This is a genomic window from Chitinophaga horti (assembly GCF_022867795.2).
GTDB lineage: Bacteria > Bacteroidota > Bacteroidia > Chitinophagales > Chitinophagaceae > Chitinophaga > Chitinophaga horti.
Genome location: NZ_CP107006.1, coordinates 4,188,641 through 4,211,869, shown reverse-complemented (window position 1 = coordinate 4,211,869; position 23,229 = coordinate 4,188,641). Strand labels below are relative to the sequence as shown.

Genomic DNA, 23,229 nt, shown 5'->3' with positions numbered 1-23,229 from the left:
ATATGAAAAAAGTATTATTCTGCATACTCGCGACCGTAGCTGCCTTTGCAGCTAACGCACAGGAAAGAAGGAACGACTGGAATTACATTGGTACGGAAGGTATTGTTTCCAAAGACTCTATCACCCGTGGCGAGTACACCCTCATCTTCATCAATAAGAAAGAGGGTTTTTCCGATACCCTTAAACAAAGAATGATCGAGACGTTCTTTACCGTGTACCCTGTGCAGGCGAAAACCTACAACCCTAACACCCGTAAGAAAGTGATCTTTTTGGTAGATCCTGCATATGACGGCGTGGCTGCTACGGCCGGTTCCATCATCCGTTACAATCCGGCCTGGTTCGATAAACATCCCGGCGACATCGACGTGGTAACGCACGAAGCAATGCATATTGTACAGTCTTACCGCCGCGGCGGCCCGGGTTGGGTAACCGAGGGTATTGCGGATTACGTTCGTTACACGATGGGCGTAGACAATGCCGGTGCCGGTTGGAAGCTGACCCCTTTTTCTGCCAGCCAGAACTACGATAATGCCTACCGTATTACCGCTCGTTTCTTCGCCTGGATAGAAAAGAACGTAACGCCTGGTTTCGTCGTAAAACTGAATGAAGCCATGCGTGAAGGCAAATACAACGATGGTATCTGGAAAGAGTGGACAGGTAAAGATGTGAAGGAATTGTGGAGCGCTTATGCTGCCAATCCGGTGATATAATATCAGTCAGAAGCTGTATCAAAGCAAAAAATAACTGAAATGGGGCTGGCCAGAAAGTAATGGTCAGCCCTATTTTATTCGGATGCAGACGGACCAGTTCCCGAAAGCTTTTACTTTGGTAAAGACACTTGACTGCTCATTCTTATGAGCTGTACGCTTCGAAAGCCTCCAGGTATTTATCAATGTACTCTTGCTTCCGCTTCAATTTATACTGCATCACATATCGTGGATGCTCGAGCGGAACGATCTTATCAAAAAAACGTTCCTGCTCATTCAGTTTAGAAAGAAATGCCGCATTCTTGCCAGTACCAAAACAATAGCACACCCGCGTATCGATCCCAAATTCTAACTGCTGGCGGATGCTGCTCACCATGAACTCATATACCGCGTTCGTGAGCGCCTTGCTGTCGTAATAATTGTAATTGATTTCTGAGCCGTCCGCCTGCACCGATGTAAACCCCAGTGGCGATACCGACGCGAAGTAGAAGTCCCGGTAGAAAGCCTCAGGCCCCCCGTAAGCGGCAATCACATCATACACGAACACGGAAGACGGTTCATGCGTTTTTAATCCTTCTATGTGAATGCCTACCACCTCGGCCAACCTTTTCGTATCCGTAAACGGTATGCCGGTCGCCCCCGAACCGAGGCGGCCTGGGTTGATGCCCATGATCATCCGCCGTGGATGTTGATCGCTGTAGTATTTGCGGTAGAATTGCTGCATAATGTCCATCACCTGCGGCTGCTCGCGGAAGGGGTTCATAATCCGGATGCCCGGCGGCAGCGAGCCATTGTACTGCAGGTGGCGATTGAACGCAATAACCTGTTCGGCGAATGTTTGCTTTTTCATGGGCTATAAAAATACTATCTTAATAGAGACTAATCAATTCCAATGGCACAAGTCAACCTCAATCGCGAAAGCGGCCTGCTCGTTTTCTTCCTCGTTTTGAAGATCGTTTTGAGTTTTCTGCTGGTGAACGACGTATACGAATTGCACCGCGACGAATTCCTTCACCTGGACCAGGCCAACCACCTGGCAGCCGGATACGTATCCGTTCCGCCCTTCACGGCCTTTGTTTCATTATTGATCAAATGGCTGGGTAATTCCGAGTTTTGGGTGCGTTTCTTTCCCGCGCTGTTCGGTGCTGCGACTATTTTCTTTAGCTGGAAGATGGTGCATCTGCTGGGCGGCAACCTGTATGCCAAACTGCTCGTCGCCGTCAGCTGCCTTTGTTCCGCCTACCTGCGGCTGAACACCCTGTATCAACCTAACTCCTTCGACGTACTCGCCTGGACCGCCGTGTTCTATTACCTGTTAGTGTATTTTCAAACCGGCAAGGCCACCCCGCTTTATTGGCTGGCACTTTGGGCAGGATGCGGAATCCTGAATAAATATAATATCCTGTTCCTGTTTTTGGGTTTGCTGCCGGCATTGGTGCTCACGGCGAAACGGAAGATATTTGCGGACAGGCATTTTTATTTCGCCCTGTTACTGATGCTGGTGATCGTTTCGCCAAATCTTATCTGGCAGGTCGTGCATCACTTCCCTGTGTTAATCCACATGAAAGAGCTACACGATACACAGCTGGTGCACGTCAACCGCGCCGATTTTTTCATTCACCAGTTATTGTTTTTTATCTGCTGCATGTTCGTGATAATCGCCGCTTTCATTCGCCTTTCGATCGAACGCCAGCATTTATGGGTGTTGATTACCTACGTCGCGACCATGCTGCTCTTCAGCTTTTTTAACGCCAAGGATTATTATGCATTGGGCCTGTATCCTGTGCTGCTGGCCTTTGGTAGCGTTTACCTGTCGCAGGTGGCGAAACGCCTTTGGCTTCGTGTAACATTAGTGGTATTGGTGATCGGCTCTTTCAGTTTTTTGCTGCCGCTGATTATGCCGGTGTATTCCCCGGAGCAGATCATGGCGCGCCAGGAGCAGTTTCGGCGCGTGGGATTACTAAAATGGAATGATGGTAAGGATCACGCCCTGCCCCAGGATTATGCGGATATGACCGGCTGGCGGGAACTGGCCACTATCGTGGATAGTGCCTATCGACTCGTGCCCGATAAAAAACATTTATTGATCCTGTGCGACAACTACGGCGAAGCTGGTGCCGTCAATTATTACTCGGCATTCGGTAATATCGGCGCCGCATCCTTCAGTGCCGATTACGCAAACTGGCTTAACCTCGATGTGCCTATCAAAACAAAGATTCGCGTTCGGGAGAAAGGGTCTGACGCCGATGCTGCTGAGGATGCATTGAGTTACGGTAGTATGGAGAAGATAGGCTCGGTCACTAATCCACATTCGCTGGAATACGGTACCACCGTGTATTTGCTGCGGGAGCCAAAGATCGATGTGAATGCCGATTTGCGGCAATACATAAAAAAGTTTTGAGTAGATTTTGCGGATTTGAAAAAACTGTATTAATATTGCAGCCCGTTCAACGCGGGAATGGATCGGTAGTTCAGTCGGTTAGAATGCCGCCCTGTCACGGCGGAGGTCGCGGGTTCGAGTCCCGTCCGGTCCGCATCAAAGGTTTATCAGAAATGGTAAACCTTTTTTAGTTTCTAGTCATCTTTACTTATTCCATAGCAGTTTACCCCCGGGAGCGGGGTGACTAATCTCTACCGAATTGACGCATTTGTCTTGATTGCCCCTTATTTTGTCTCTTTAGCCCCGCCTTGCCGGGTCCAATTCGTTATAAATTTGACGAAATGGAAGACTACATGAGATCCGTAGAATTCATAGCCTTATCCGCTTGCTGTATGATGCTCACTGCAGTAGGCATCGATGTAATGCTGCCTGCTTTTGGCGAAATTCGCCGGGATTTTGGTTTGCATGCGCACTCGACCGATACCGCCTATATCGTTATTGTTTTTTTTCTCGGACAATTGTTTCAGATCGTATTTGGCCCCATGTCCGACCGTCTCGGCAGATTATACGTGCTTCGCATAGGTTTCTTTCTCTACCTGGTTGGGAGTGTGGTGGCTGCATTATCGGGCAATCTTACGTATATGTTAATCGGGCGTTTCATCGCCGGTACAGGGGCGTCGGCCGTATTTATGACCATTCTGGCGATCGTGCGGGATAAATTTTCGGGTGATGATATGGCGCGTGTGATGTCTTTCATCTTCACCATTTTCTTGTTCACGCCGGTGGCGGCGCCCTTTTTAGGGATGGCGATTCTTACATTTTCGAGTTGGCGGATCGTGTTTATGGTGCCACCAGTGTTTGCCATCATTGTATTTGTCTGGTCATTGCGGATGGAGGAAACATTGCCTCCCGACAAACGGTCTAACATCAGGGCTGGTGAACTGTTTGAATTGTTTCGTAGCGTGATCGGGGATCGATCATTTCTACGGTATACAAGCATTACGACATTGTTGTTTGGAGGCCTCAGCGCTTATGTATCAAATGCTGAATTTATTGTCAGCGATATTTACAATAAGCCTGGCCTGTTCGCATGGGTTTTCGGATGTATCGGGGTGGTGATGGCTATGGGTGCGTTACTCAATGCTAAGCTGGTTTCTGTATACGGTTCGAGAAAAACGATGAAGGGGTTGCTGGTATTGTACCTGACGATCGCCTGTGTACTTTTAGCTGGCGTTTTTATATTAATGCCGTTGCCTGGCATGTACTTCTTCTTCGGCTGCATTGCTTTGCTGCTGGGTATCAATCTTGCAGTGGAGCCTAATAGCAGTTCGCTGGCTATGCAGAATGTGGGCAATAATGCAGGCACCGCATCAGCCCTTTATGGTACTTGTTTTTTCTTCGGTGGAGCGATGATTGGTACGCTCATCAGCTATTTTATGTCATTCGGACTGATTTCGATGGCTGTTGGTTTTGCCGTAATAGGGCTGTTGACCTTATGGCTGACATTTTCAGATAAAAGATAGAACTCGGATAATGAAAAGAGCAGGATGATCTTTTCGGGCTGGTGAACCAGGCCATCCTTCGGCTTCCCTGTTGTTCTTCCTGCTCCATGGGTATTTAAGCATAGCGGCGTTGACGTTTTACGTAACAGGCTGCAGTTAGTATAAAACTTAGTTGCCAATGGGTGAGGTAATCAGGCAAAAGCTGATCGGCGATGATTTTATCATCATTTCTCATAGATAGTAAGATTGATACCTTTTTTAATTTTGGACTAAATTTTGCATCCACCCGTGCATACAAAACACACCCATGCATAGGATATATACCCTCATAGCCGTCTGCGCCCTATTTTCTTTGCAGGCTTGCTCCCGGCAGGAAGATAATAGGGATGAAAAGGAATTGACTGCTAAGGTCGACCAGTTCATGGAAGACCATCGGAAGGAGTGGGACGCTTTCGAAAATATTATAGCGGATGTTCCCGGGGATTCGGCCAGTGCTGCGGCAAATGCCGACCGTTTCAGGCAGCAGCCTTTCTATAAATCCTACCAGGCTTTCCTGAAAGATAACAACGGACTATATACGAAAATTCGTACCGCACGCCTGGAGCAATACGCGCCGTCGCCGGCCGCGCTGAAGTCCGTTAAATGGCATACGCCGGGCTGGCTGGAAAAAGATAAAGCGACCTTTGACGTGATCTCCCTTTCATTTCTGCGCTCCTGGGAGCCATTCGGGCCGGGGCAAACCATATTTAACATGATTTTACCCGGGCTGGCTGCCGAGAATTACTATACGGCGGAAGAAATTAACGGTTACTATCGGGCCAGGGAGATATTCGCTTTCCAGGTGTACGCTGAACCTGCTGGCGAGGGTAAATATCAGGTTTGGTTGGCAGATCGCACAATGGCTATTACTTTCCTGCTACAGCTCTCGGATTACACGGTACGTGATATCCGTTATACCCAACCCAAAGATCCTGCTTATGCCAATATTCAGTGGACAGCTTCCGTCGTAAAGCCGCTCGACGAGACCTCGAAAATGGCGGGCGAGATGCGCCAGCTGATGTGGGAAAACTATAAAAGTTTTGATCCTGCCCAATATGCAATGTATGAGACCCAACGCAACATCACGTTACAGGCTTATTATAACAAGCACCAGGAGCAATTCAAGCGCATCCGCGAAACGCAGCTGGAGCAGGCAAAGCAGGGCAGCCCGTCATTCGTAGGTTATTCAGAGAAAACAAAAGCGGATGAAGTGGTGAATGCGCAAGGCGGTTATGGCGGACAGGCGTTCCTGCAGCCTGGCGATTGGATGAATGTAGTGTATAATACGACCGGAGCTTTTTTTGATGAGGATCCTGCAAAGATTGGGCTGCGGCTGGCCCGGAATGCCATGTTCAAAACAGTGACCTATGCAAAGAAACTGGAAGATGATCGTTGGGAAGTACATATCGTCAGTGATACCGATATCGTTGGCTACATATGGGACCTGGATACAGGTAACATCAGCAGTCCACGATACTGGCTTAAATCATAAACGTCCCTTTCACAGCGGGTTTGCCGGCAACGGTAAACCCGCTGTCGCTTTAAAAGTGACGGGAACAGTACAGTACCGGTTGCCAGTCCTCCATTTTTATGATATTTTGGCGATACCGCGCTTTCGTTTTGCCGGAAGCCGGAATGTAAATTCCATGTACGTCAATCGTCTTCTGTTATGAAAAAATGGTATCTGTTATCCATGTTGCTGTATTTGCTACCGCTATTTGCCTGTTCACAAGGAAGTCGGTCTACTGTATTTCCCGATGGTACAAAGATTCCTGCCTGGTTTCAACAGGCAGATAAAGTTGATCTGGGCAAGCGTAGCAAACAGTTCATTCTTACACAACATGGTGTTGAGAATGATAGCACGATCGTACAGACATCCGCTATTCAGCAGGTCATCGATCTCGCCCATAAAAAGGGTGGTGGCGTCATCGTAGTGCCCAAAGGCGTTTTTCTCAGTGGTGCCCTTTTCTTCAAACCCAACACCCATTTATTCGTGTCGGAAGGGGCAGTGCTGAAAGGATCCGATAACATAGAAGATTATCCAAAGATGGCTTCCAGGATGGAAGGACAGAACCTCGACTATTTCCCGGCATTGGTTAATGCCTATGGCGTAAACGGCTTTACGATTGGCGGTAAAGGTACGATCGACGGCAATGGACTAAAATACTGGAAAGCATTCTGGCAAAGGCGGGCGGAGAATCCCAATTGCACCAACCTCGAAGTGTCGCGCCCACGATTGGTTTTCATCTGGAAGAGCAACGACGTGCAGGTGCAGGACGTAAAACTGCGCAATTCAGGCTTTTGGAGCAGCCACTATTATCAATGTAATAATATAAAAATACTTGACGTCCATATCACCGCCCCACACGAACCAATAAAAGCACCAAGCACCGACGCCATCGACCTCGACGTTTGTTCCAACGTGCTGATCAAAGGCTGCTTCCTCGCGGTAAACGACGACGCAATCGCCCTCAAAGGCGGCAAGGGCCCTTATGCAGACAAAGATCCCGGTAACGGCAGTAATACCAACATCATCATAGAAGATTGTGAATTTGGCTTTTGCCATGCCGCGCTTACCTGCGGTAGTGAAGCTATCCACAATAAAAACGTGATCATGCGTAATTGCCATATCACAGATGCCAAACGTGTGCTGTGGCTCAAAATGCGCCCCGATACCCCACAGTTATACGAATTCGTAACAGTCGAAAACATCGACGGCTACGCTTATAGCCTGATCTACGTAAAGCCCTGGAAGCAATTCTTCGATCTTAAGGGGAGAAAAGACGTGCCGCTCTCGTTCTGCGAAAACATCAGCTTAAAAAACATCAATTTAAAATGCGACGTATTTTTTGATGTGAGTCCGGGTGAATACGATAAGCTGTCGAAGTTCAATTTTGAGAATTTGGACATTACGGCTAAGAATGCGGCGTATGATAAGAGTGTGGTAAAGGGTTTCAGGTTGGATAATGTGAAAGTGAATGAGAAGATGGTGGATTAATGATCTGAGGAGCCTGGTCTTCCTTTGACTGGAAGTCATACTTCAGTGTAGCTGTATAGATTTGTTTCAAATTTGTTAGCTATGTACCTAAACCCAGATTACTTAAACGCGCTGCAGCAGGTTAAGCAACACATAGATCTTACTATTCCAGAGCGCATTGATGTTGATGATTTAACCAAAGTATCAAACCTTAACAAAACAAAACTTATCCGCGGATTCAGGACTGTGTATAACACTACCATTTACAGATATTGGTTAGAGCAGTCGATGGCCATTGCCAAGGCGATGATTGAAGAGGGAGCCCAGATCAAAGCAGTTAGTTCACGCCTTAAATACAGTACTACAGGTAGTTTCAGGAGAGCCTTCAAAGACGTTTATAAAATAAATCCTACCGAAGTTAAAACGCAGTGAAGAGATTTTTTTTGTACCCAACATTTTTTGTTTGTGAATTTTATCAGGAGTAATTTAGATGTAGAAACACAGAAAGAGTAGAACAGTTAACCAATAAAGTTATGAAGCCACATTTATAGATGACGCAACAATTGTGAGCCCGGAACCCTAAAGTTTAAGAATAGCTTAAGACGAGATTGAGAACCCGGCGCCATCGAAATAATTCCTCTTTTTTATTCACGACCGACTAAGCACTGTTGTGGTGTTTTGGAGAGGTTTTGTATTTGGGCTGTGCCTGAATGAATTGTAATTTTTTTGAACGCGCTATGGCGATCTGATTTGCTGTTTGGTGTTTTTTGATTTGTTGAGTGTGTATCCATGAATAGTAAATGTAAAAATGCTTTCGGTTAATGTTTTCGTCGTCTCATTTTCTATCCTTGATTCGGCTCGCAATAGGCTTCGATAGACAGGGAGTTTCTTTTCGTTACCTTTTAATCACGCTTCGTCAATGAAAAGGCAAACCATTATACTAGTGATCTCTTATTTTTTTCTTATTGTTCGTTTATACGGCGTTAAGTAAATGGATGATTTTTCCGGTTTTTATAAGAGATTTAAGCCGTGCACCATTTACATCAATGAACCCCGTTTTTTTCGCGCTTACCGTGCCTGCATTAGAGTTTGCGATTGCATTATCGCTCTTGTTTGACAAGACTCGAAAGGTAGCACTTTATTGTAGCGCACTTCTTATGTTGGGATTCACTATTTATGTTGGCTATGTTTTAGGTATGACAAGTGATAGGCCATGCTCATGCGGGGGGATTTTCCGAGATATGAGTTGGATAAATCACATGTATTTTAATAGTGCTTCGACATTTTTGGCTGTATTTGGAATTCTTGTCATGTCTCGATCGTCTAAGCGCCGTCATGACTCAGCTAACGATTCCGGAAAACTGTACAGTAGCTTGAATTCTTAATATTTACATTACAGTGAGCCGGATGAATCGTTAGATAATCAGATTTTCGCAGTTTGAGCTATCAGTAAAGATATTGCAATAAGGGGTAGCCGAAAACCTTGAGAGTAGGCATATTTTTTAATCATACAATTTAGTTTCATGAAAAAAGTAAAAATCTTGTTTGCATCTGCTTTATTTGCTATTGCAGCAGTAGGCGCTTACGCATCGGCTAAACTCGTTCCTGAAGACTATTTATATTATCCTAATGGAACAACTCAGCCACCAGTAACAGTTTCTGTTGAGAAACATTGCCCTGCTTTCAATGGCGTTTGTTTAGCGGAAATTGATGGCCTGCAGTATCAGCTTTACAGGCGAAATCCTGCTGCAGGAAATGCAATTCAACCAGTTAAGCCTTAATTTTTTATAGCCTACAGCGAGAATAAGCTGTAGGCTATAATCGTTAACTGAAAACGTGAAGAAAGCTATTTGAGGAGTGTCAACGTTTTTGATTTGTAAGCCTTATGTATGATTGATTAACGACTTTCGGCTAAGCCCAAGACAATCTATTTCACACAATAATGAAGATATCAATTATTTCAATGGATGGAACTGGTTCTAATTAATTGCGTTTAAATGGTTTACGATTAGGGTCTAATTTTTTGCCGTTGAGTTTGGTGTTGTTTTTTTGTCTCGTACGATTATACAAGTCATTTCGTACGGCTCAATAATAATATCCAGCCCCCGTTGACGGAGTTCCCGTTTGACCTCCTCAAGGTCTGTCATGTCAGCTTTGAGCGATAAATCGATATTGAAGTCAATACCGGTTTTGTCTACAAATATTGGCGCGTTTATGAAGTCGCCTTCTTTGAAAAGCAGTGATGAGAATAGACCCGCAGAATAGAGTTGATTTGTTGGCCAATTTTTTACGTTAATTCCGCCAAATGCACCTGGCGGTATACTTTTCTTTTTCTCACCTTTGGTTCTAAGCCGACTTACTTTCTGAGTATCGGTGACTATTAGGGTCCATGCCGGCACCTTTCTATTTTCCAATGTAGTCTCGATTGAAAATGTGCTTTCTAAATCATGCAGTAACGATTCTCTAGCTATTTTTGCCGTTAGAGCCTTAGAGCTGATAGCATAGCTAAATAAGTTTGTACCGGCTTTAATGTTAGGTGTGAAAAGTGCTGCGCCTTTTGAAGTTTCGAAAATGATTGCAGGACTAATCTTACCGTATGAGGGGTCATCATAATTAATTTGAGTTTTGCCTAAATATGCGATCCTAATGAGTTGATTAATGTCGACTCCCGACGCAAATGCATAGTCATTTTTTTGCAGAAATGAAAATTCATCAAACCCATAGAAACTGGAGCTCGGCATAAGCTTTGGGTTCCATTTTGTCAAGACCGATCGGGCTAAAACACACGTGTCTATTCCGCCATTGCTAGGCCCGCCAGTAGCTAAAAGAGGAAGATTTTGATTATAGGGGATGTCACGATATTTTTCCCCCTTAGAATAGGCATATTCGTAATTCACGGGATCCCCTGAAATAAAACATTCAAGCTGTGTAGAGTCTAGATATAAGGTTTTTGCCACTATGATTCCGTTTGGATTAACGACTAAGATTAAGGGAACCGCTCTGATAGCATATTTATCGAAAGAGCTACTATCGAAGGCTGCAATCATATTTAGATTGTCTTTTCGTTGCTTCATAAGGTAAAAATCCCTACTCCCAGAAACTGAGCGCCTCTTACCATATTCGCCAATCATTATAAAATTCACCTTGTCTTTGAAGGTTTCACTAAGTCTATTCATTTTAGGGAAGCTTTTTATACAACCTAAACAACCAAGTGCCCACCAGTCCAAGACAAGCCATTTTCCTCTCAGGTCACTGATGGAAAGCGATTTGTTTTGATGATTAATTACATTGTTAAACGTGAAGTCCGGGATGGTGTCCCCTTCTTTTGGATAGTAAGATTGATTCCTTTGAGCGTATGATGATGAGATTTGACAAAATATGGTCAATAGAAGGAGAATTAGTGGTTTCATATATCCCTTGTTTAAAATGAGAACGGTATTAATTATTTACAGCTATCGTCTAATTGTAGCTTAGGTTTTGATTTAATTTGTTTTGAATTTCTGCTGGGGGAATGGGCCACAATTGTTTTCGGGTATCCCATGTGGCGCCCTTCTCTAATGCTGCATGAGTCATTACTTCGTCGATCAGTTTAGTCCTTTTAATATCGAGCCACCGGTGTCCCCATTCAGTGAAAAGTTCTAATTGTCTCTCGACAAGGATTGCATTTAGTAGCGCTGCCTTCTGGATATTCGGATGTGTTGCGTTTATTGATGGCAGTCCTGCCCGCCCGCGGATCTCGTCGAGGTCTGCGACAGCATTGGCGATGTCGTTTTGCTGAGCCCTGGCCTCAGCCCGGATAAGATATTGCTCGCCAAGTCTCAAAATTGTGGAGTACTCTGTCACTTCGGACCCGGTTTTGACTTTGTATTTGGCGGGGAAGGAGTATTCTACGTTTGGAGTTACTGAAGCATCAGTATAAGTATTGATCCAATGCTCTTTTCTGCTGTCTTGTATATCGAATACTCCAAGAAGATTGGAGCTTATTGTATTTGAGTTATTGAGGGACGATATATTGGGTGGGGACGTAAGGATGAAACCGAAGCCCTCAGAGGTGTTGACATCATTCGGGGAGGTCACCATCAACTGCCAAATTGCTTCTTTATTATTTTTTAGAAAGACACTATCTAACGATGCTAGCGAATACGTCGCGCTTTTGCTGATGATAGTAGTTGCCTGTTCCTCGGCTTTTGAATATTGTTCGGTAAATAGATATACTCTTGCCAGTAGGGCTGTTGCTGCGGATTTGTTCGGCCTAACCCTTTCCTGAGTAATCGATGTACCATTAAAACCGACATAATTCTCACTTAAGTTTGCTTGAGCGGCTAATAAATCACTAATGATTTGTCCATACACAGTTGCTTTTTTTTCACGTAGCAACTGTCTGTTCGTTGTATACTCTGTGGACAGAGCTAGTGGTACATCACCATACAGATTGATAAGATAAAAGTACCAAAATGCTCGGATGAATTGGCCTTCTCCGATCAATTGTTGTTTGACCTCGCTGATTAGATTCGTGGAGGCTGAACAACCCTCAATTACGGCATTTGCTTTAAAAATATGAAGATATGCGTTGTTCCAGATGGTGTTTGTTGCAGCACCCGCAGGCGTAATGTCATTTACATGAACTTGAGAAATTGCTTCAGTTCCGGCAAAAGTGTTAAGTTCATCTGCTGATAATCCTGCGAGTGCTGCAATTGAGAATGTTGTGGCAGACTCATAGGGATTTCCCATGGCAGAGTAGATGTTTAGCACTGCGGCATTCGCAGTCTCACCTGTGTTGAAAACAGATTTAGTAATAAGCCTGTTTTTAGGTGGATCGATATCTAAAAAGTCTTTGCATGACCATAAAGAGAGGCAAAAAATAGAAATCAAGCTCGTTATAACGATGTTCGTTTTTACTGATCTGATACAGATTTCTTTGAATCGGATGTTATATCTAGTATGAAACTGTTTCATGTTAGTGCAATTGTGATGGTTCTAAAGCTTAATTTGAATCCCCGCAATCAGGATTTTCAATGGAGGAAGGGCCGTTACCAGCTGATATTGAGGAATTTCTGGGTCGGTTCCATTATAATTTGTTATCGTGATAAGATTTTGGGCTTGTAGGTAAAGACGAATTGCCGGGACGCGCCAGCGTTGCTGTAGATCGAGTGGCGTGGTCCATGAAACCTGAATGTTTTTTAATCTTACAAACGATGCATCCGTTATTTTTGCATCACTATTATTGTATGTTTGACTTGCACGGTAGACAGTAGTAAAGAGGGTGCTGTATTTTTGATATCTGCCAGAATTGGTCACACTGCGCCAATGGTCTAATACGCCCACCGGTTGATTGCGGCCGCCTGCTGTGAACATTCCGGGAGAGGAGTTGACGTCAGCATTGAAGCCATTTTGCTTGACGAATTGTACGAAGCAATCGAGAGTGATTCCTTTGTAAGCAAAAGTGTTGTTAATGCCTCCATAGAATTTTTGTCCTACTACTATCGCATACCTGTCTTTATCGGAGGTGATTAATCCGTCTTTGTTCAAGTCATCAAAGGTGAAGATTCCAGTCGTCGGATTTATTCCCTTAAATTTGTAAACAAATTGAACGTTTAGTGGCTTCCCAACAACAAAGACTTGATTGTAGCTTGAGCCTTCAATGTTTGGATAGGAAACAAGCTTGTTTTTTGGGAAACTGATGTTAAAATTTGTCGTCCATGAGAAAGACTCATTTTTTATGTTGCTAGATGAGGCCTCTAGTTCTACTCCTCTGTTTTCAATAGTCGCTGGAAGGTTTCCTGTGATGGTATTAAATCCTGTTACAAAGGGAAGAGAGTAGCCAACCAATTGATTTTTGGTTCTGTTGCGATAAACGCTAACATTGAACATGATCTTGTCGTTTAAAAATCCTAGGTCAATCCCTGCCTCTATCTTGTTGATCGTTTCCCAGCCGAAAAAGGGGTTGGTGAGCCCGAGCGGATAGAGAGTTGTGCCCCCTAAGTAAACGGATGGATTCGCTAAGTATTGATTCAAATATGCATAGTCTGCTAATTGATCATTCCCTGTCGTTCCTACACTACCTCGGATCTTTCCGAACGAGATGTACGGCAATCTCGAAGTGATGAATTGTTCTTTTGAAAATATCCAGCCGATGCCGACCGCACCAAAATTTCCAAACTGTTTGTTGGGTCCAAATCGACTACTTCCGTCCCTTCTGCCAGTCAAGTTTAAAACATACTTTTCTTGAAAATTGTAAGCCAACCGGGCATACAGCGCTGTGTATCTGTAAGTCGAAGAATTAGTTTCGTTATAGATGCTTGGAGCTGCTGAGATATCCTCCAGCAATAGGTCGTTCGAAAACCCTGTTCCCGTTTGTTTAATGCCCTCTTGTGTGCTATTCTGGAAACTGGTCCCAATCGTCGCATCCACAACGTGACTTCCAAGAGCATACGAGTAATTGATTTGAGGCTCAACAATCCAGGAAACTCTTTGACTATTCCCCAGTATCAGGGTTCGGTCAGTCGCAGGATTCACTGTAAAAGGATTAAATGAATTAAGAGGTGATATATTTGTCTCTTTAACAGTGCTAGTTGAGTAGCCTAGATTTGACTTTAGCTGTAATGAAGATGTTAAGTTGTAGGATAGAACAATATTGCTTATTAGATTGTCTGTTACTGCAGTCGATTTTTGCTTTAACAGTCTCAAAGGATTGTCAAATGTTCCATTTTCAAAATTTAGTTCTCCATTTGGCTTGTATAAGTTGGGAGTGTTCGGTGCTAGTGTCGAAAAAATGTTTAGCTCAGTTGTGGGCAGGCGATTGTTATTATTTGCATAATTAGCGCTAACGTCGGCTCGAAATTTTTGACTTTCTGAAGTGTGGTTAATGTTTAGGTTTGCTGACGCGATTCTGTTTGCATAATTGCCGGGATAAACAGTGCTTTCCCTCCGGTAACTGCTTCCCAGCAAAAATTGAGTCTGCTTGTTCCCGCCAGACAACGTAGTACTAACATTGGTTATTCTCGCTGTGCCGCCTATCATTTCCTTTTGCCAGTCAGTGAATCTATTCTTATCCCATCGTCCGTTTACGTCATAGGCAGTTGCTCCCGGGTTTATGCCGTCATTCTTAAAAGCCTCCATGCGCATTGCTAAGTATTGCTCAGTATTCAGTAAGTCCAGAGTTCGGGTTACTTTGCCAATGCCGCTGCTCAGGTTCACATCGACTTGTGTTTTGCCTGACTTCCCTTTTTTGGTCGTTATGATAATAACGCCATTGGCTCCGCGTGAGCCATAGATAGCAGTGGCATCGGCGTCCTTAAGTATATCTATACTTTCGATATCTTCTGGCCTTATACTTTGAAATGGACTTAACCCATTGTTAGAAAAATCAGCGGCATTCGGGTTCTGGTTTTGTCTAGAGGAATTGAAGGGGATACCGTCCACGATGTATAATGGTTCATTTCCATTAGCCATACTATTTCTTCCTCTCAGGTTTACTTTTAATCCAGCACCCGGCACTCCCGAGGTCTGGTTAATATAGAGTCCTGGCACCCTGCCTTGCAGAGTCATAAGAGGGTCGCTCACCGGTTGTTTTGAGATGTCATTTGCTTTAAGCGTATTTACTGCGCCTGTATTAAGCTCTTTTGTAGTCGAATAGTAACCCTTAACAACCGTCTCCTTCAGTTGATTCGGGTTTTCCAGGAGGGCGAAACTTATCTCCGTTTGTCCAGCTGTCACTGCTATTTCATTAGCCTTATACCCCACATAACTAAACACTAATACCGCGCCACGTTCAGCGACTATCGAATATCTCCCATCCTTATCCGTAACCGTCCCGTTATTAGTTCCCTTTACTCTAACTGTTACTCCGGGAAACGGTACACCATCTGCAGTTGTAATCGTGCCCGTAATTGTCACCGGAGGAATCTTTTCTTCCACCTCCACACTCACCACCTGCCCATTCCCCTGCACCTTCCTCACAATCAAAATCGTCTTCTCCGATATCCTATACTCCAACGGCAACCCCTTCAAAATCACATCCAACGCGTCCTGTATCCGCACCTGCTTGAGGTCGGCACTCACCATCATGCCCTCGACAGTCTGTACTTTGTAGGTAAAATAATAGCCGCTCTGGCGTTCTAAAAGATCGAATACTTTGGTGAGCGGCTCTTTTTTCACAGAGATGCTCACAAATTGCGCATTGGCATTGCCGAAGCTATGCATTGCAATAACGAACATCATGATGAAAATTATTTGTATGCGCATAATAATTCTGGTTGAAAATAAGCGCCGGTCGTAGGCAAATGGATTGCTTGCTCCACCCTGAAGAGTAGAATTTTCCATACTTTTGTTTTGACTTTGGTGAATAAATAGTCCTGCTAGGGATGTTTACCGCCAGAATTATTCTCCCGGGTGCGAGTATGATCGCATCCGGGTATTTTTTTAGTTCTGTGCGGGCTCTTTTGTGTGTTTAATACCGATAACAATAACTTGACGCTTCCTTCTGTTTACTAATGATGGTTTGGCTTAAAATGCTAGTTGGTAAAACCGATAACTAATTTCCTTTTACAATAATTCTCTTGCCGGTGGCTGTTTGTTCAATGGTAAATTCAACGCCGATACCTCTTAATAGATCCAGGACAGTGGCAAGCTGGCTGGTCTTAGGTACAGTGGCGTTGATGAGTTCATTTGATATTTGTCCCTCATAAATTACGTCGAGGTCATACCAGCGGGACAGCTGACGCATGACGGTGTGAAGGTCCGCACCGCGGAAGCGGATCAGGCCATTTTTCCAGGCGAGTGCTGACTCGTTCACCGGAACAATTTCAATCTTTTTGTTTTGGCTTAAAAGGGCTTGCTGTCCCGGCCTGAGAATGACGCCGGTGGCAAGTGTATGAGAAGTAATGCGGACGGAGCCTTCAAGAAGAGAAGTCTTTACCTGAGGTTCATCTGCGTAGGAATTTATCGAAAAGTGTGTGCCCAATACCTCCACGGTTTGGATGCCGGCTTTTACACGAAATGGTCTCGACTTGTCAGTCGCTACCTCAAAATATACTTCGCCGTGGATAGAAAGTTCCCGGGTGGCACTGGTGGCCATATCCGTTGAGAAGGTAATGGATGATGCTGCATTCAGCCAAACCCTGGATCCGTCGGGAAGTTCCACTGAGAACTCACCGCCACGTGGGGTGCTGATGGTATTCGTCTGCATGGGGTTGATGCCCGCCTTATCATTAGGACGAACGTATTTCAACTGTCCGTTGCCGGTCTTGTAAAGGCTAAATGATCCCTGTGAAGCGAGCAGCCCGTCTTTAGCTTCTTCTAAAGATATTTTGCGACCATCGCCTAAAGTAAGATAAGCCTGGTTACGGCCAGGCTCCACGTTCTCTATAATAGTTACCTGTGGTTGCTGCTTGGTGGCGCCGTAATACCGGTCCCCGAAAAAAAAGAGGCTTCCGGCTATGACGATAGAGGCGGCTGCATACGGCAATATGCGTAATATTCTTGCACGCCTGGATGCCGCGTTCGTTTTCTGTTTCGCCAGCGCCCATTTCTGCTTAAAGGTGTTGGTATCAACCTCCAGCTCGTCGGTGACACTGTCTTCCGCAGCAACGGCCAGCACCTTCTCAAGTGCGGCTATTTCCCTCGGTGTACATTGGCCTTTTTCGTATCGGTCCAATAATGTTTCCAATTCACGTTTATCCATTAGCTGTAGGTGTTTCCAATTACCCTTATAATTATAAGTACCTTAACGATAGGGGGTGGGTGGAAAAAAATGAATTATTTTTCGGGAACGGTTACGGACATACGTACAACAAAAATAGCAAGCTCTTTGAGCCTGCAGGGAGGTTGTCGTCGCTGTTACGTGGAGATTAAAAGAAGATAGCGTTCAGCTTCAGGCCCATTTTGCGGAGTATCCTTAATGCACCTTTCACCTGGTCTTTTACTGTGTTTCGCGGAATGCCGAATTGTTCACTGATCTCTGCATTCTGCATGTGGTTGAATCTGCTGGAAGTAAATACCAGCTTCATTTTAGGACTCATATATTCCAATGCACGATCCACTGTTTCATTAATTTCTTTTAACGCGATCGCGTTGTCTGTACTTTCGTACGCTTCATCATAATGCGATTTGAAGTACGTTTCGAACGCGTTAATCACTTTTTCCCTTCGCTGCCTTTTCAGTACCTGGTTAAATGCGGCGCGGTATAAAAAATATACAAGCTTACTGTGAATGTGAATTTCTTTGCGTTGTTCCCACAGGTACAACAGGATGTCCTGCGCGATGTCGGCCGGAACGTCTTCTTCTGGACAAGCGCGTTTAACGAAGCAACAGAGTTTGTGGAAATATCGGTGATACAGTTCGGCATACGCAGCATGATCTGACTTGCTGCTCAGCAAATCCAGTAATTCCTCATCCAGTAACACACGGTAGTCGGTCATATCTTAATGCGAAAGTCGCCAGCGCTAAACGGATAAACACGCCGGGCCGTTATTGTGAATACAAAAACTGCAAATAAAATAGTGTCAATAGCAAAATGGAGGGTTAATACGCAAGGTGAATACTTAAGGTATAAACCGGTGTTATGCCCGGTTTGGTAACTCACTAAGGTATCTGAAAGTTAAATAATTCTTATGATGACTGCAAATACTCCGCACTGAATTTTTTTGGGCTTCCTGTCTTTTGGGCATCTTTTTCCTGGCGGATGTGTCCGTAATTGTACTGTCCTGGTGTTTATAGTAAACCAAATATGATTTAAGATTAATTCTAATTTCTGGCAGAATGAGTGCTTCGCACGCAAATTTATTAATTCACTTACGGAAGAGGCCGACCGATTGGATTTATCTTGTCGACTTTTTCAGCCACTTACTCAACGGTTGCTAGTCTTAAATATGGTTGATTTTGTCAACTATATTCCATTACTTTGCATAATAGTTGACTTAGTCAACCTTTAAAATATCAGCAGATGAACACCGTGAAGTTAGCAGACATCGAAATAAGAAACACGCTCCAGCCGGGAGACTTAGGATACATCGCATACTTACATGGCCTCATCTATGCCAAAGAACAAGGCTATGGCCGTAACTTCGAAGCTTATGTGCTGGACGGCCTGAAAGATTTTGCCAAAGAATACGATCCCGTCCTGGACCGTGTATGGATATGTGAACACGACGCACGCATTATCGGTTTCCTGGTGGCACAACACAGGGGCGTACAGGTGCAGTTCCGTTATTTCCTGTTCCTGCCCGAATACCGGGGTATCGGCCTGGGAAAGAAACTAATGGACGGGTTTATCAGCTTTATGCACGAAAGGGGTTTTAAAGAAGCCTACCTCTGGACCACCAACGATCAGCACGCTGCCATTGCACTCTACACCCGCTATGGATTCGCACTTACGGAAGAAAAAGCATCCAATGCTTTCGATAAGGAATTGATTGAACGCAGATACGATCTAACCCTCAGTACTTCCTTATGAGTGATAAAAAACATATCATAGAAGAGATCCGCGCCTTCAACCGCTATTACACGGGCTTAATTGGTCTCTTAGACGACCATTTGCTTAACAGTAATTATTCGCTGGTAGAGGCGAGGATCCTGTATGAAATTCAGGCTCACCAGCCTGTCAGCGCCTCGCGAATTACGAGTGAAGCGGATATCGACAAAGGTTACCTCAGCCGGGTATTAAAACGGTTCGAAAAAGAGAAATTAATCACCAAACATATTTCGAGCGAAGATGCCAGGGTTAGCCTGTTATCACTCTCCCGAAAGGGCAGCCAGCTGTTCGATGAACTCAACGACGCCTCCAACCGGCAGGTAGCATCGTTGATTGACGGGCTGCCAAAAGCAAAACAACAAAAGTTAGTCGGGCATATGAACGCCATAAAGGCAATGCTTGCGCAATAACCCTTTCTATACCCAGTGTATATCCTGCGTGTACATAAATTCGCTGAAACCCAAGCCAGTCAAGCCCCGGTACCTGTAAAGCATATACACTGGATATACGCTCTCCCTTCAAGCGTGAAACAATCAGCGGGTAACTAATCCAATACAGATATTAAATCCAGTAATTCAACATTTCGCCTTTCCTGTGGCTGATCGTAGCGGAAGAGTACGCTGTTAATGACAGCAACTTCCGGGGTTCGTAACAGCAATTTCCGAGCTTCGTTATATCGTCGCTCAAACGGGTATTTCACGGTCGTAAATTTGTTTTGTCGTCTCCGGAAAAAGTCTGGTAGCGGCAACCAGGAATGTATCGTTGTAAAATGATGCAAATACATACCGCGAAAGGCGGCGTAAGTTCTTTTACATATCGGGAATAGAAAAAGGGGATTATCGACCTTGCCTTTTATTTAACCGTAATCCACACCGGCGCATGGTCGCTCGTCTTCTCCCAGCCCCTCACATATCCGTCCACACCGCCGCCGGTCAGTTTGCCTGCAATGGCTTTGTTCAGCAGGAAGTGATCGATGCGCAGGCCGGCGTTACGGGCGAAGGCGTTGCGGAAGTAATCCCAGAAGGTGTAAATCTTTTCATCCGGATATAATGTGCGGATGGCATCGGTCCAGCCCTGTCCCATTACACCGGCGAAGGCGGCGCGGGTTTCAGGCCGGAAGAGAGCGTCGGTTACCCAACTCTCAGGTTTGTATACGTCCATTTCGGTGGGCATCACGTTGTAGTCGCCGGTGAGTATAACAGGTGTTTTACTGTCTACAAGTTTAGCGGCATGCTCGGTAAAGCGACGGAACCAGCTGAGTTTGTAATCGAACTTGGGCCCCGGGGCCGGATTGCCGTTTGGCAGGTACAGGCAGCCGATATGAACGCCATTCACCATCGCTTCTATATAACGGCTGTGCAGATCTTCCGGATCGCCCGCAAGGCCACGGCCAATCTCGGTTATCGTATGACCTTTCGCGAGGATAGCTACACCGTTCCAGCTTTTTTGCCCGTGCCAGATGGCGTTGTAACCTGCATCCAGCAAAGCCTGTTCAGGAAACTTTTCCTGTGGTGCTTTCAATTCCTGCAGGCAAACTACGTCCGGGGCCGACTCTTCCAGCCAGCGCAGCAATACAGGCAGTCGCCCGTTTACACCATTCACGTTATAGGTAGCTATTTTCATATCGGTGTGTATACATATTTGATGCCATCAGGCATTATGCTTTTTTGGTTGCGATTACGATGCCCGTGGCCCAGCAAAGCCGGGTCAACACGAGGTCTTCGCGTTCGTCGAGTGTTTTCAGCAGGTTGGTAGCCTTCTCCGCATGGCCGTCGGGCCAGTTGGGCTGTGGAAGCATGTCGTCGATGATGTACAGGGCGCCGGGACGCAGCATGTGTAACGCTTCTTCCAGCAAAAGGTACTTACCATGCCAGGTATCCGCAAATATATAGTCAAATTGTTGATCGCGGTGCTGTTGCAACCACTCGCCGCCATCGGCCAGTTCCAGATGCAGGCGCCGGTCTGCCAGCTGCGTACGGGCGATGTTGAGCAGGTTGGCGTCATTGTCGATAGAAATCAGGTGAGCGGAGCTATCCATCCCTTCCAATATCCAGGAAGTGGAAAGCCCGGTACCCGTGCCCAGTTCGAGGAACCTGCCACCGGGTTTGGAAGCCGCCAAAGTACGCAGCAGCGCGCCGGTCATGGGGTCGGAGGCCATGTTGAAGCCCGACTGGCGGGTAGCTTCGTCGATGTGTGCATAGGCCCCGGGGTAACGTGCAATTACATTGTCTGTCATCGGTATCAGTTTAAGAACTATCTTAAATGTACGCAACGCACGGCAAAAAAGAAAGGGACAGGCAATTGCCCATCCCTGTCCGTATATCAGCTTAAAAAGTCATTAGTGGTTACTCACATTTACCATATCATCCGCAGTTTGCAATTGCCGCATCTGCAACGAACTTAGAAAAGTCGCAGACCCGTATCATAATTTTATATACGTGCTATATAGTCAGCTTGCCTTCGATAGAATCGTCCAGGGTTTGACCGGTGATCGCTCCCGCGATTTGTTTGGCAAAAGCGACGAACTGCCCGTGTTTGGTATCCCAGTAATAACCTTTGCGTGGGGTTACTTTGATCACGGTAATACGTGGGTCGTTCTCACCTTCGGTAAACCAGGTTTTCAGGATCGGGTTCCACAATTCTTTGATGATGGCTTTGTCCTGGTTCACGGTTGCATGACCATAAATGCTCATGAAATCAGAATGTGCGCTTCCCTGGAATAGCAACTGTACGTAAGGATCGGCCTGCAGGTGTTTGTTTTTATAACTGTCGATCGCACTCAGGAACCAGAGGTTGCCTGCATCATCTATTTTCTGAACAGCCATCGGGCGGGTAGAAAAGGCTTCGCCACCGATGATGCGGGTACAGAAAAAGCAGCTTTTCGCTTTATCGCTTAACGCCTTCAGTTTTTCGATAGCCTCCGGCCCGCGGAGGTCTTCGTGGTTGTCTTCCGGCTGTTGTTTGTTGATGCTGTCCATGGTGTATGTTTAGCATTACGGGGTATAAAATCATGCCAACGCGGCCGCAGGAGGGAGGCTCGCCCGACTGTACCGGCGCATTGTGGAAATAGTGCGGCAATGTCACGCACGGCATCGGTATAATATACAATAGAAGCCGGTCATTATCCATTGATGCCGGTAGCGCGATGCGGTAGTTTTACACCATCTAAATCTAAAAAAATGAGAAATATTATCATCAGCGTGAAGAACTTGACGATGTTGCTGGCCTTCATCGGTCTTTCTTTCACCATAACACAGGCACAGGTGAAAAACATTGTGCTGGTACATGGTTCATTCGCGAACGGCTCCGGCTGGGAGGGCGTGTATAAAGCGCTCGTGAAAAAAGGTTACAACGTAAGTGTGGCTACCAATCCCAATCTAGGTTTTGCCGAAGATGTGGCTGCCTGCAAACGCACACTCGATCGTATTGACGGACCGGTACTGCTGGTGGCACATTCTTATGGCGGTGCGGTGGCTACGGAAGCTGGCAACGATCCCAAGGTAAAGGGACTGGTGTATGTAGATGCATTTGTGCCTGCTGAAGGCGAAACGCTGGCACAACTACTGCAATCCGGCCCGCCGAACCCCGACTTCGCGGTATTGCCGCCCGATGCAAATGGATACGCCTGGTTCGACAAAGCGCGGTTCCATGCGAGCTTTTGTGCCGATTTACCGAAAGACCTGGCGGCATTTATGGCCGATTCACAGTTGCCTATCAATGCAAGCGTGTTTGGTGCGTCGGTGAAACAGGCGGCCTGGAAAAGCAAAAAATCCTGGTACGTGCTGGGTACGGAAGATAAAACCATCGTTCCGGATGCGCAGCGGTATATGGCGAAACGTGCCGGCGCCACCATTACGGAAGTAAAAGGCAGCCATTGCGCATTTATCTCTAAACCAGGAGAAGTAGCAAAAGTGATTGAAACGGCAGCTGCCGGATTATAATTCTACACGGAAAACCATGCTTATGCAGGGTGCTGGCGTTTGCCGGCACTCTGTTTTGTTTACGCCGGGCCTCTCTAATACCGGCTATACGTCAATCCTTAAAAAAATGTTAAAACATTGGTTTATATTACGTACCTTAATAGAGGTAGTCCGAAACCCCAATCGTGGAGAGGCATGTGGAAAGCGGGAGGCTACCGGCTTCGCAAAGAGGCT

At 45.6% G+C, this 23,229-nt stretch carries 20 protein-coding genes and 1 tRNA gene; 12 read left to right on the top strand and 9 right to left on the bottom strand.

Annotated elements, in window-relative coordinates:
* The first annotated feature begins 2 nt into the window (after positions 1-2).
* Entirely contained in the window at positions 3-710 is a 708-nt protein-coding gene (locus MKQ68_RS16970) for a basic secretory family protein (protein WP_264280153.1), read from the top strand.
* A gap of 142 nt (positions 711-852) precedes the next feature.
* Here MKQ68_RS16970 and MKQ68_RS16965 read toward each other — a convergent pair whose 3' ends face one another.
* Positions 853-1,557 (bottom strand): SMUG2 DNA glycosylase family protein, encoded by a 705-nt coding sequence (locus tag MKQ68_RS16965; RefSeq protein WP_264280152.1) that lies wholly within the window; start codon positions 1,555-1,557, stop codon positions 853-855.
* Positions 1,558-1,599: 42 nt separating this feature from the next.
* On the opposite strand from MKQ68_RS16965, the gene MKQ68_RS16960 reads away from it, so the two are divergent.
* The 8 genes from MKQ68_RS16960 to MKQ68_RS16930 all read left to right on the top strand — a co-directional run bounded on the left by MKQ68_RS16960 (position 1,600) and on the right by MKQ68_RS16930 (position 9,386).
* Positions 1,600-3,108, top strand: a complete 1,509-nt coding sequence (locus tag MKQ68_RS16960) for an ArnT family glycosyltransferase (RefSeq protein WP_264280151.1) — start codon at positions 1,600-1,602, stop codon at positions 3,106-3,108.
* Positions 3,109-3,167: 59 nt separating this feature from the next.
* Positions 3,168-3,241, top strand: a tRNA-Asp gene (locus MKQ68_RS16955).
* A 187-nt stretch (positions 3,242-3,428) separates the two neighbouring features.
* Positions 3,429-4,610: an MFS transporter gene (locus tag MKQ68_RS16950; protein WP_264280150.1), complete on the top strand. Its 1,182-nt coding sequence runs from the start codon at positions 3,429-3,431 to the stop codon at positions 4,608-4,610.
* Positions 4,611-4,896: 286 nt separating this feature from the next.
* Positions 4,897-6,120, top strand: a complete 1,224-nt coding sequence (locus MKQ68_RS16945) for a hypothetical protein (protein ID WP_264280149.1) — start codon at positions 4,897-4,899, stop codon at positions 6,118-6,120.
* A gap of 177 nt (positions 6,121-6,297) precedes the next feature.
* On the top strand, positions 6,298-7,626 hold the full coding sequence (locus MKQ68_RS16940) for a rhamnogalacturonidase (RefSeq protein WP_264280148.1): 1,329 nt from the start codon (positions 6,298-6,300) through the stop codon (positions 7,624-7,626).
* Positions 7,627-7,707: 81 nt separating this feature from the next.
* Positions 7,708-8,037, top strand: coding sequence for a helix-turn-helix domain-containing protein (locus MKQ68_RS16935; RefSeq protein WP_244843038.1), 330 nt, complete (start codon positions 7,708-7,710; stop codon positions 8,035-8,037).
* 563 nt (positions 8,038-8,600) lie between these two features.
* Entirely contained in the window at positions 8,601-8,990 is a 390-nt protein-coding gene (locus tag MKQ68_RS25950; RefSeq protein ID WP_432803747.1) for a MauE/DoxX family redox-associated membrane protein, read from the top strand.
* A gap of 138 nt (positions 8,991-9,128) precedes the next feature.
* Positions 9,129-9,386: a hypothetical protein gene (locus MKQ68_RS16930; RefSeq protein ID WP_244843039.1), complete on the top strand. Its 258-nt coding sequence runs from the start codon at positions 9,129-9,131 to the stop codon at positions 9,384-9,386.
* A gap of 234 nt (positions 9,387-9,620) precedes the next feature.
* Here the strand turns inward: MKQ68_RS16930 and MKQ68_RS16925 are convergent, their stop codons facing one another.
* The 5 genes from MKQ68_RS16925 to MKQ68_RS16905 all read right to left on the bottom strand — a co-directional run bounded on the left by MKQ68_RS16925 (position 9,621) and on the right by MKQ68_RS16905 (position 18,023).
* Positions 9,621-11,015 (bottom strand): TlpA family protein disulfide reductase, encoded by a 1,395-nt coding sequence (locus tag MKQ68_RS16925; RefSeq protein WP_264280147.1) that lies wholly within the window; start codon positions 11,013-11,015, stop codon positions 9,621-9,623.
* A 49-nt stretch (positions 11,016-11,064) separates the two neighbouring features.
* Positions 11,065-12,561: a RagB/SusD family nutrient uptake outer membrane protein gene (locus MKQ68_RS16920; protein WP_264280146.1), complete on the bottom strand. Its 1,497-nt coding sequence runs from the start codon at positions 12,559-12,561 to the stop codon at positions 11,065-11,067.
* A 21-nt stretch (positions 12,562-12,582) separates the two neighbouring features.
* Complete coding sequence (locus tag MKQ68_RS16915) at positions 12,583-15,927, bottom strand: SusC/RagA family TonB-linked outer membrane protein (protein WP_264280145.1); 3,345 nt, start codon at positions 15,925-15,927, stop codon at positions 12,583-12,585.
* A 211-nt stretch (positions 15,928-16,138) separates the two neighbouring features.
* Positions 16,139-17,287: a FecR family protein gene (locus tag MKQ68_RS16910; protein ID WP_264280144.1), complete on the bottom strand. Its 1,149-nt coding sequence runs from the start codon at positions 17,285-17,287 to the stop codon at positions 16,139-16,141.
* Positions 17,288-17,453: 166 nt separating this feature from the next.
* Positions 17,454-18,023, bottom strand: a complete 570-nt coding sequence (locus MKQ68_RS16905) for a sigma-70 family RNA polymerase sigma factor (RefSeq protein WP_264280143.1) — start codon at positions 18,021-18,023, stop codon at positions 17,454-17,456.
* Between the two features lie 524 nt (positions 18,024-18,547).
* Here MKQ68_RS16905 and MKQ68_RS16900 point away from each other — a divergent pair.
* Both MKQ68_RS16900 and MKQ68_RS16895 read left to right on the top strand, forming a co-directional pair.
* Positions 18,548-19,057, top strand: a complete 510-nt coding sequence (locus MKQ68_RS16900) for a GNAT family N-acetyltransferase (RefSeq protein ID WP_244843052.1) — start codon at positions 18,548-18,550, stop codon at positions 19,055-19,057.
* The gene (locus tag MKQ68_RS16895; RefSeq protein WP_264280142.1) at positions 19,054-19,485 is read left to right on the top strand and encodes a MarR family winged helix-turn-helix transcriptional regulator; all 432 of its coding nucleotides are present in this window, start codon (positions 19,054-19,056) and stop codon (positions 19,483-19,485) included. The genes MKQ68_RS16900 and MKQ68_RS16895 overlap by 4 nt, the downstream gene beginning before the upstream one ends.
* Before the next feature lie 442 nt (positions 19,486-19,927).
* Here the strand turns inward: MKQ68_RS16895 and xth are convergent, their stop codons facing one another.
* From xth to MKQ68_RS16880, 3 genes are all read right to left on the bottom strand, one after another.
* Positions 19,928-20,698, bottom strand: a complete 771-nt coding sequence (gene xth / locus MKQ68_RS16890; RefSeq protein WP_264280141.1) for an exodeoxyribonuclease III — start codon at positions 20,696-20,698, stop codon at positions 19,928-19,930.
* 34 nt (positions 20,699-20,732) lie between these two features.
* Positions 20,733-21,311, bottom strand: coding sequence for an O-methyltransferase (locus MKQ68_RS16885; protein WP_264280140.1), 579 nt, complete (start codon positions 21,309-21,311; stop codon positions 20,733-20,735).
* 205 nt (positions 21,312-21,516) lie between these two features.
* Positions 21,517-22,053, bottom strand: a complete 537-nt coding sequence (locus MKQ68_RS16880; protein ID WP_264280139.1) for a pyridoxamine 5'-phosphate oxidase family protein — start codon at positions 22,051-22,053, stop codon at positions 21,517-21,519.
* A 201-nt stretch (positions 22,054-22,254) separates the two neighbouring features.
* On the opposite strand from MKQ68_RS16880, the gene MKQ68_RS16875 reads away from it, so the two are divergent.
* Positions 22,255-23,016 (top strand): alpha/beta hydrolase, encoded by a 762-nt coding sequence (locus MKQ68_RS16875; RefSeq protein WP_264280138.1) that lies wholly within the window; start codon positions 22,255-22,257, stop codon positions 23,014-23,016.
* The last annotated feature ends 213 nt before the right edge of the window (positions 23,017-23,229 follow it).

What these genes read in the sequence shown, in the direction of transcription:
- MKQ68_RS16960 (WP_264280151.1), top strand. Translation starts at nt 1,600, where the DNA reads ATGGCACAAGTCAACCTCAATCGCGAAAGCGGCCTGCTCGTTTTCTTC.
- MKQ68_RS16970 (WP_264280153.1), top strand. Translation starts at nt 3, where the DNA reads ATGAAAAAAGTATTATTCTGCATACTCGCGACCGTAGCTGCCTTTGCA.
- MKQ68_RS16905 (WP_264280143.1), bottom strand. Translation starts at nt 18,023, where the DNA reads ATGACCGACTACCGTGTGTTACTGGATGAGGAATTACTGGATTTGCTG.
- MKQ68_RS16965 (WP_264280152.1), bottom strand. Translation starts at nt 1,557, where the DNA reads ATGAAAAAGCAAACATTCGCCGAACAGGTTATTGCGTTCAATCGCCAC.
- MKQ68_RS16885 (WP_264280140.1), bottom strand. Translation starts at nt 21,311, where the DNA reads ATGACAGACAATGTAATTGCACGTTACCCCGGGGCCTATGCACACATC.
- MKQ68_RS16880 (WP_264280139.1), bottom strand. Translation starts at nt 22,053, where the DNA reads ATGGACAGCATCAACAAACAACAGCCGGAAGACAACCACGAAGACCTC.
- MKQ68_RS16875 (WP_264280138.1), top strand. Translation starts at nt 22,255, where the DNA reads ATGAGAAATATTATCATCAGCGTGAAGAACTTGACGATGTTGCTGGCC.
- MKQ68_RS16935 (WP_244843038.1), top strand. Translation starts at nt 7,708, where the DNA reads ATGTACCTAAACCCAGATTACTTAAACGCGCTGCAGCAGGTTAAGCAA.
- MKQ68_RS16940 (WP_264280148.1), top strand. Translation starts at nt 6,298, where the DNA reads ATGAAAAAATGGTATCTGTTATCCATGTTGCTGTATTTGCTACCGCTA.
- MKQ68_RS16925 (WP_264280147.1), bottom strand. Translation starts at nt 11,015, where the DNA reads ATGAAACCACTAATTCTCCTTCTATTGACCATATTTTGTCAAATCTCA.
- MKQ68_RS16895 (WP_264280142.1), top strand. Translation starts at nt 19,054, where the DNA reads ATGAGTGATAAAAAACATATCATAGAAGAGATCCGCGCCTTCAACCGC.
- MKQ68_RS16915 (WP_264280145.1), bottom strand. Translation starts at nt 15,927, where the DNA reads ATGGAAAATTCTACTCTTCAGGGTGGAGCAAGCAATCCATTTGCCTAC.
- MKQ68_RS16930 (WP_244843039.1), top strand. Translation starts at nt 9,129, where the DNA reads ATGAAAAAAGTAAAAATCTTGTTTGCATCTGCTTTATTTGCTATTGCA.
- MKQ68_RS25950 (WP_432803747.1), top strand. Translation starts at nt 8,601, where the DNA reads ATGATTTTTCCGGTTTTTATAAGAGATTTAAGCCGTGCACCATTTACA.
- MKQ68_RS16950 (WP_264280150.1), top strand. Translation starts at nt 3,429, where the DNA reads ATGGAAGACTACATGAGATCCGTAGAATTCATAGCCTTATCCGCTTGC.
- MKQ68_RS16920 (WP_264280146.1), bottom strand. Translation starts at nt 12,561, where the DNA reads ATGAAACAGTTTCATACTAGATATAACATCCGATTCAAAGAAATCTGT.
- MKQ68_RS16910 (WP_264280144.1), bottom strand. Translation starts at nt 17,287, where the DNA reads ATGGATAAACGTGAATTGGAAACATTATTGGACCGATACGAAAAAGGC.
- MKQ68_RS16900 (WP_244843052.1), top strand. Translation starts at nt 18,548, where the DNA reads ATGAACACCGTGAAGTTAGCAGACATCGAAATAAGAAACACGCTCCAG.
- MKQ68_RS16945 (WP_264280149.1), top strand. Translation starts at nt 4,897, where the DNA reads ATGCATAGGATATATACCCTCATAGCCGTCTGCGCCCTATTTTCTTTG.
- xth (WP_264280141.1), bottom strand. Translation starts at nt 20,698, where the DNA reads ATGAAAATAGCTACCTATAACGTGAATGGTGTAAACGGGCGACTGCCT.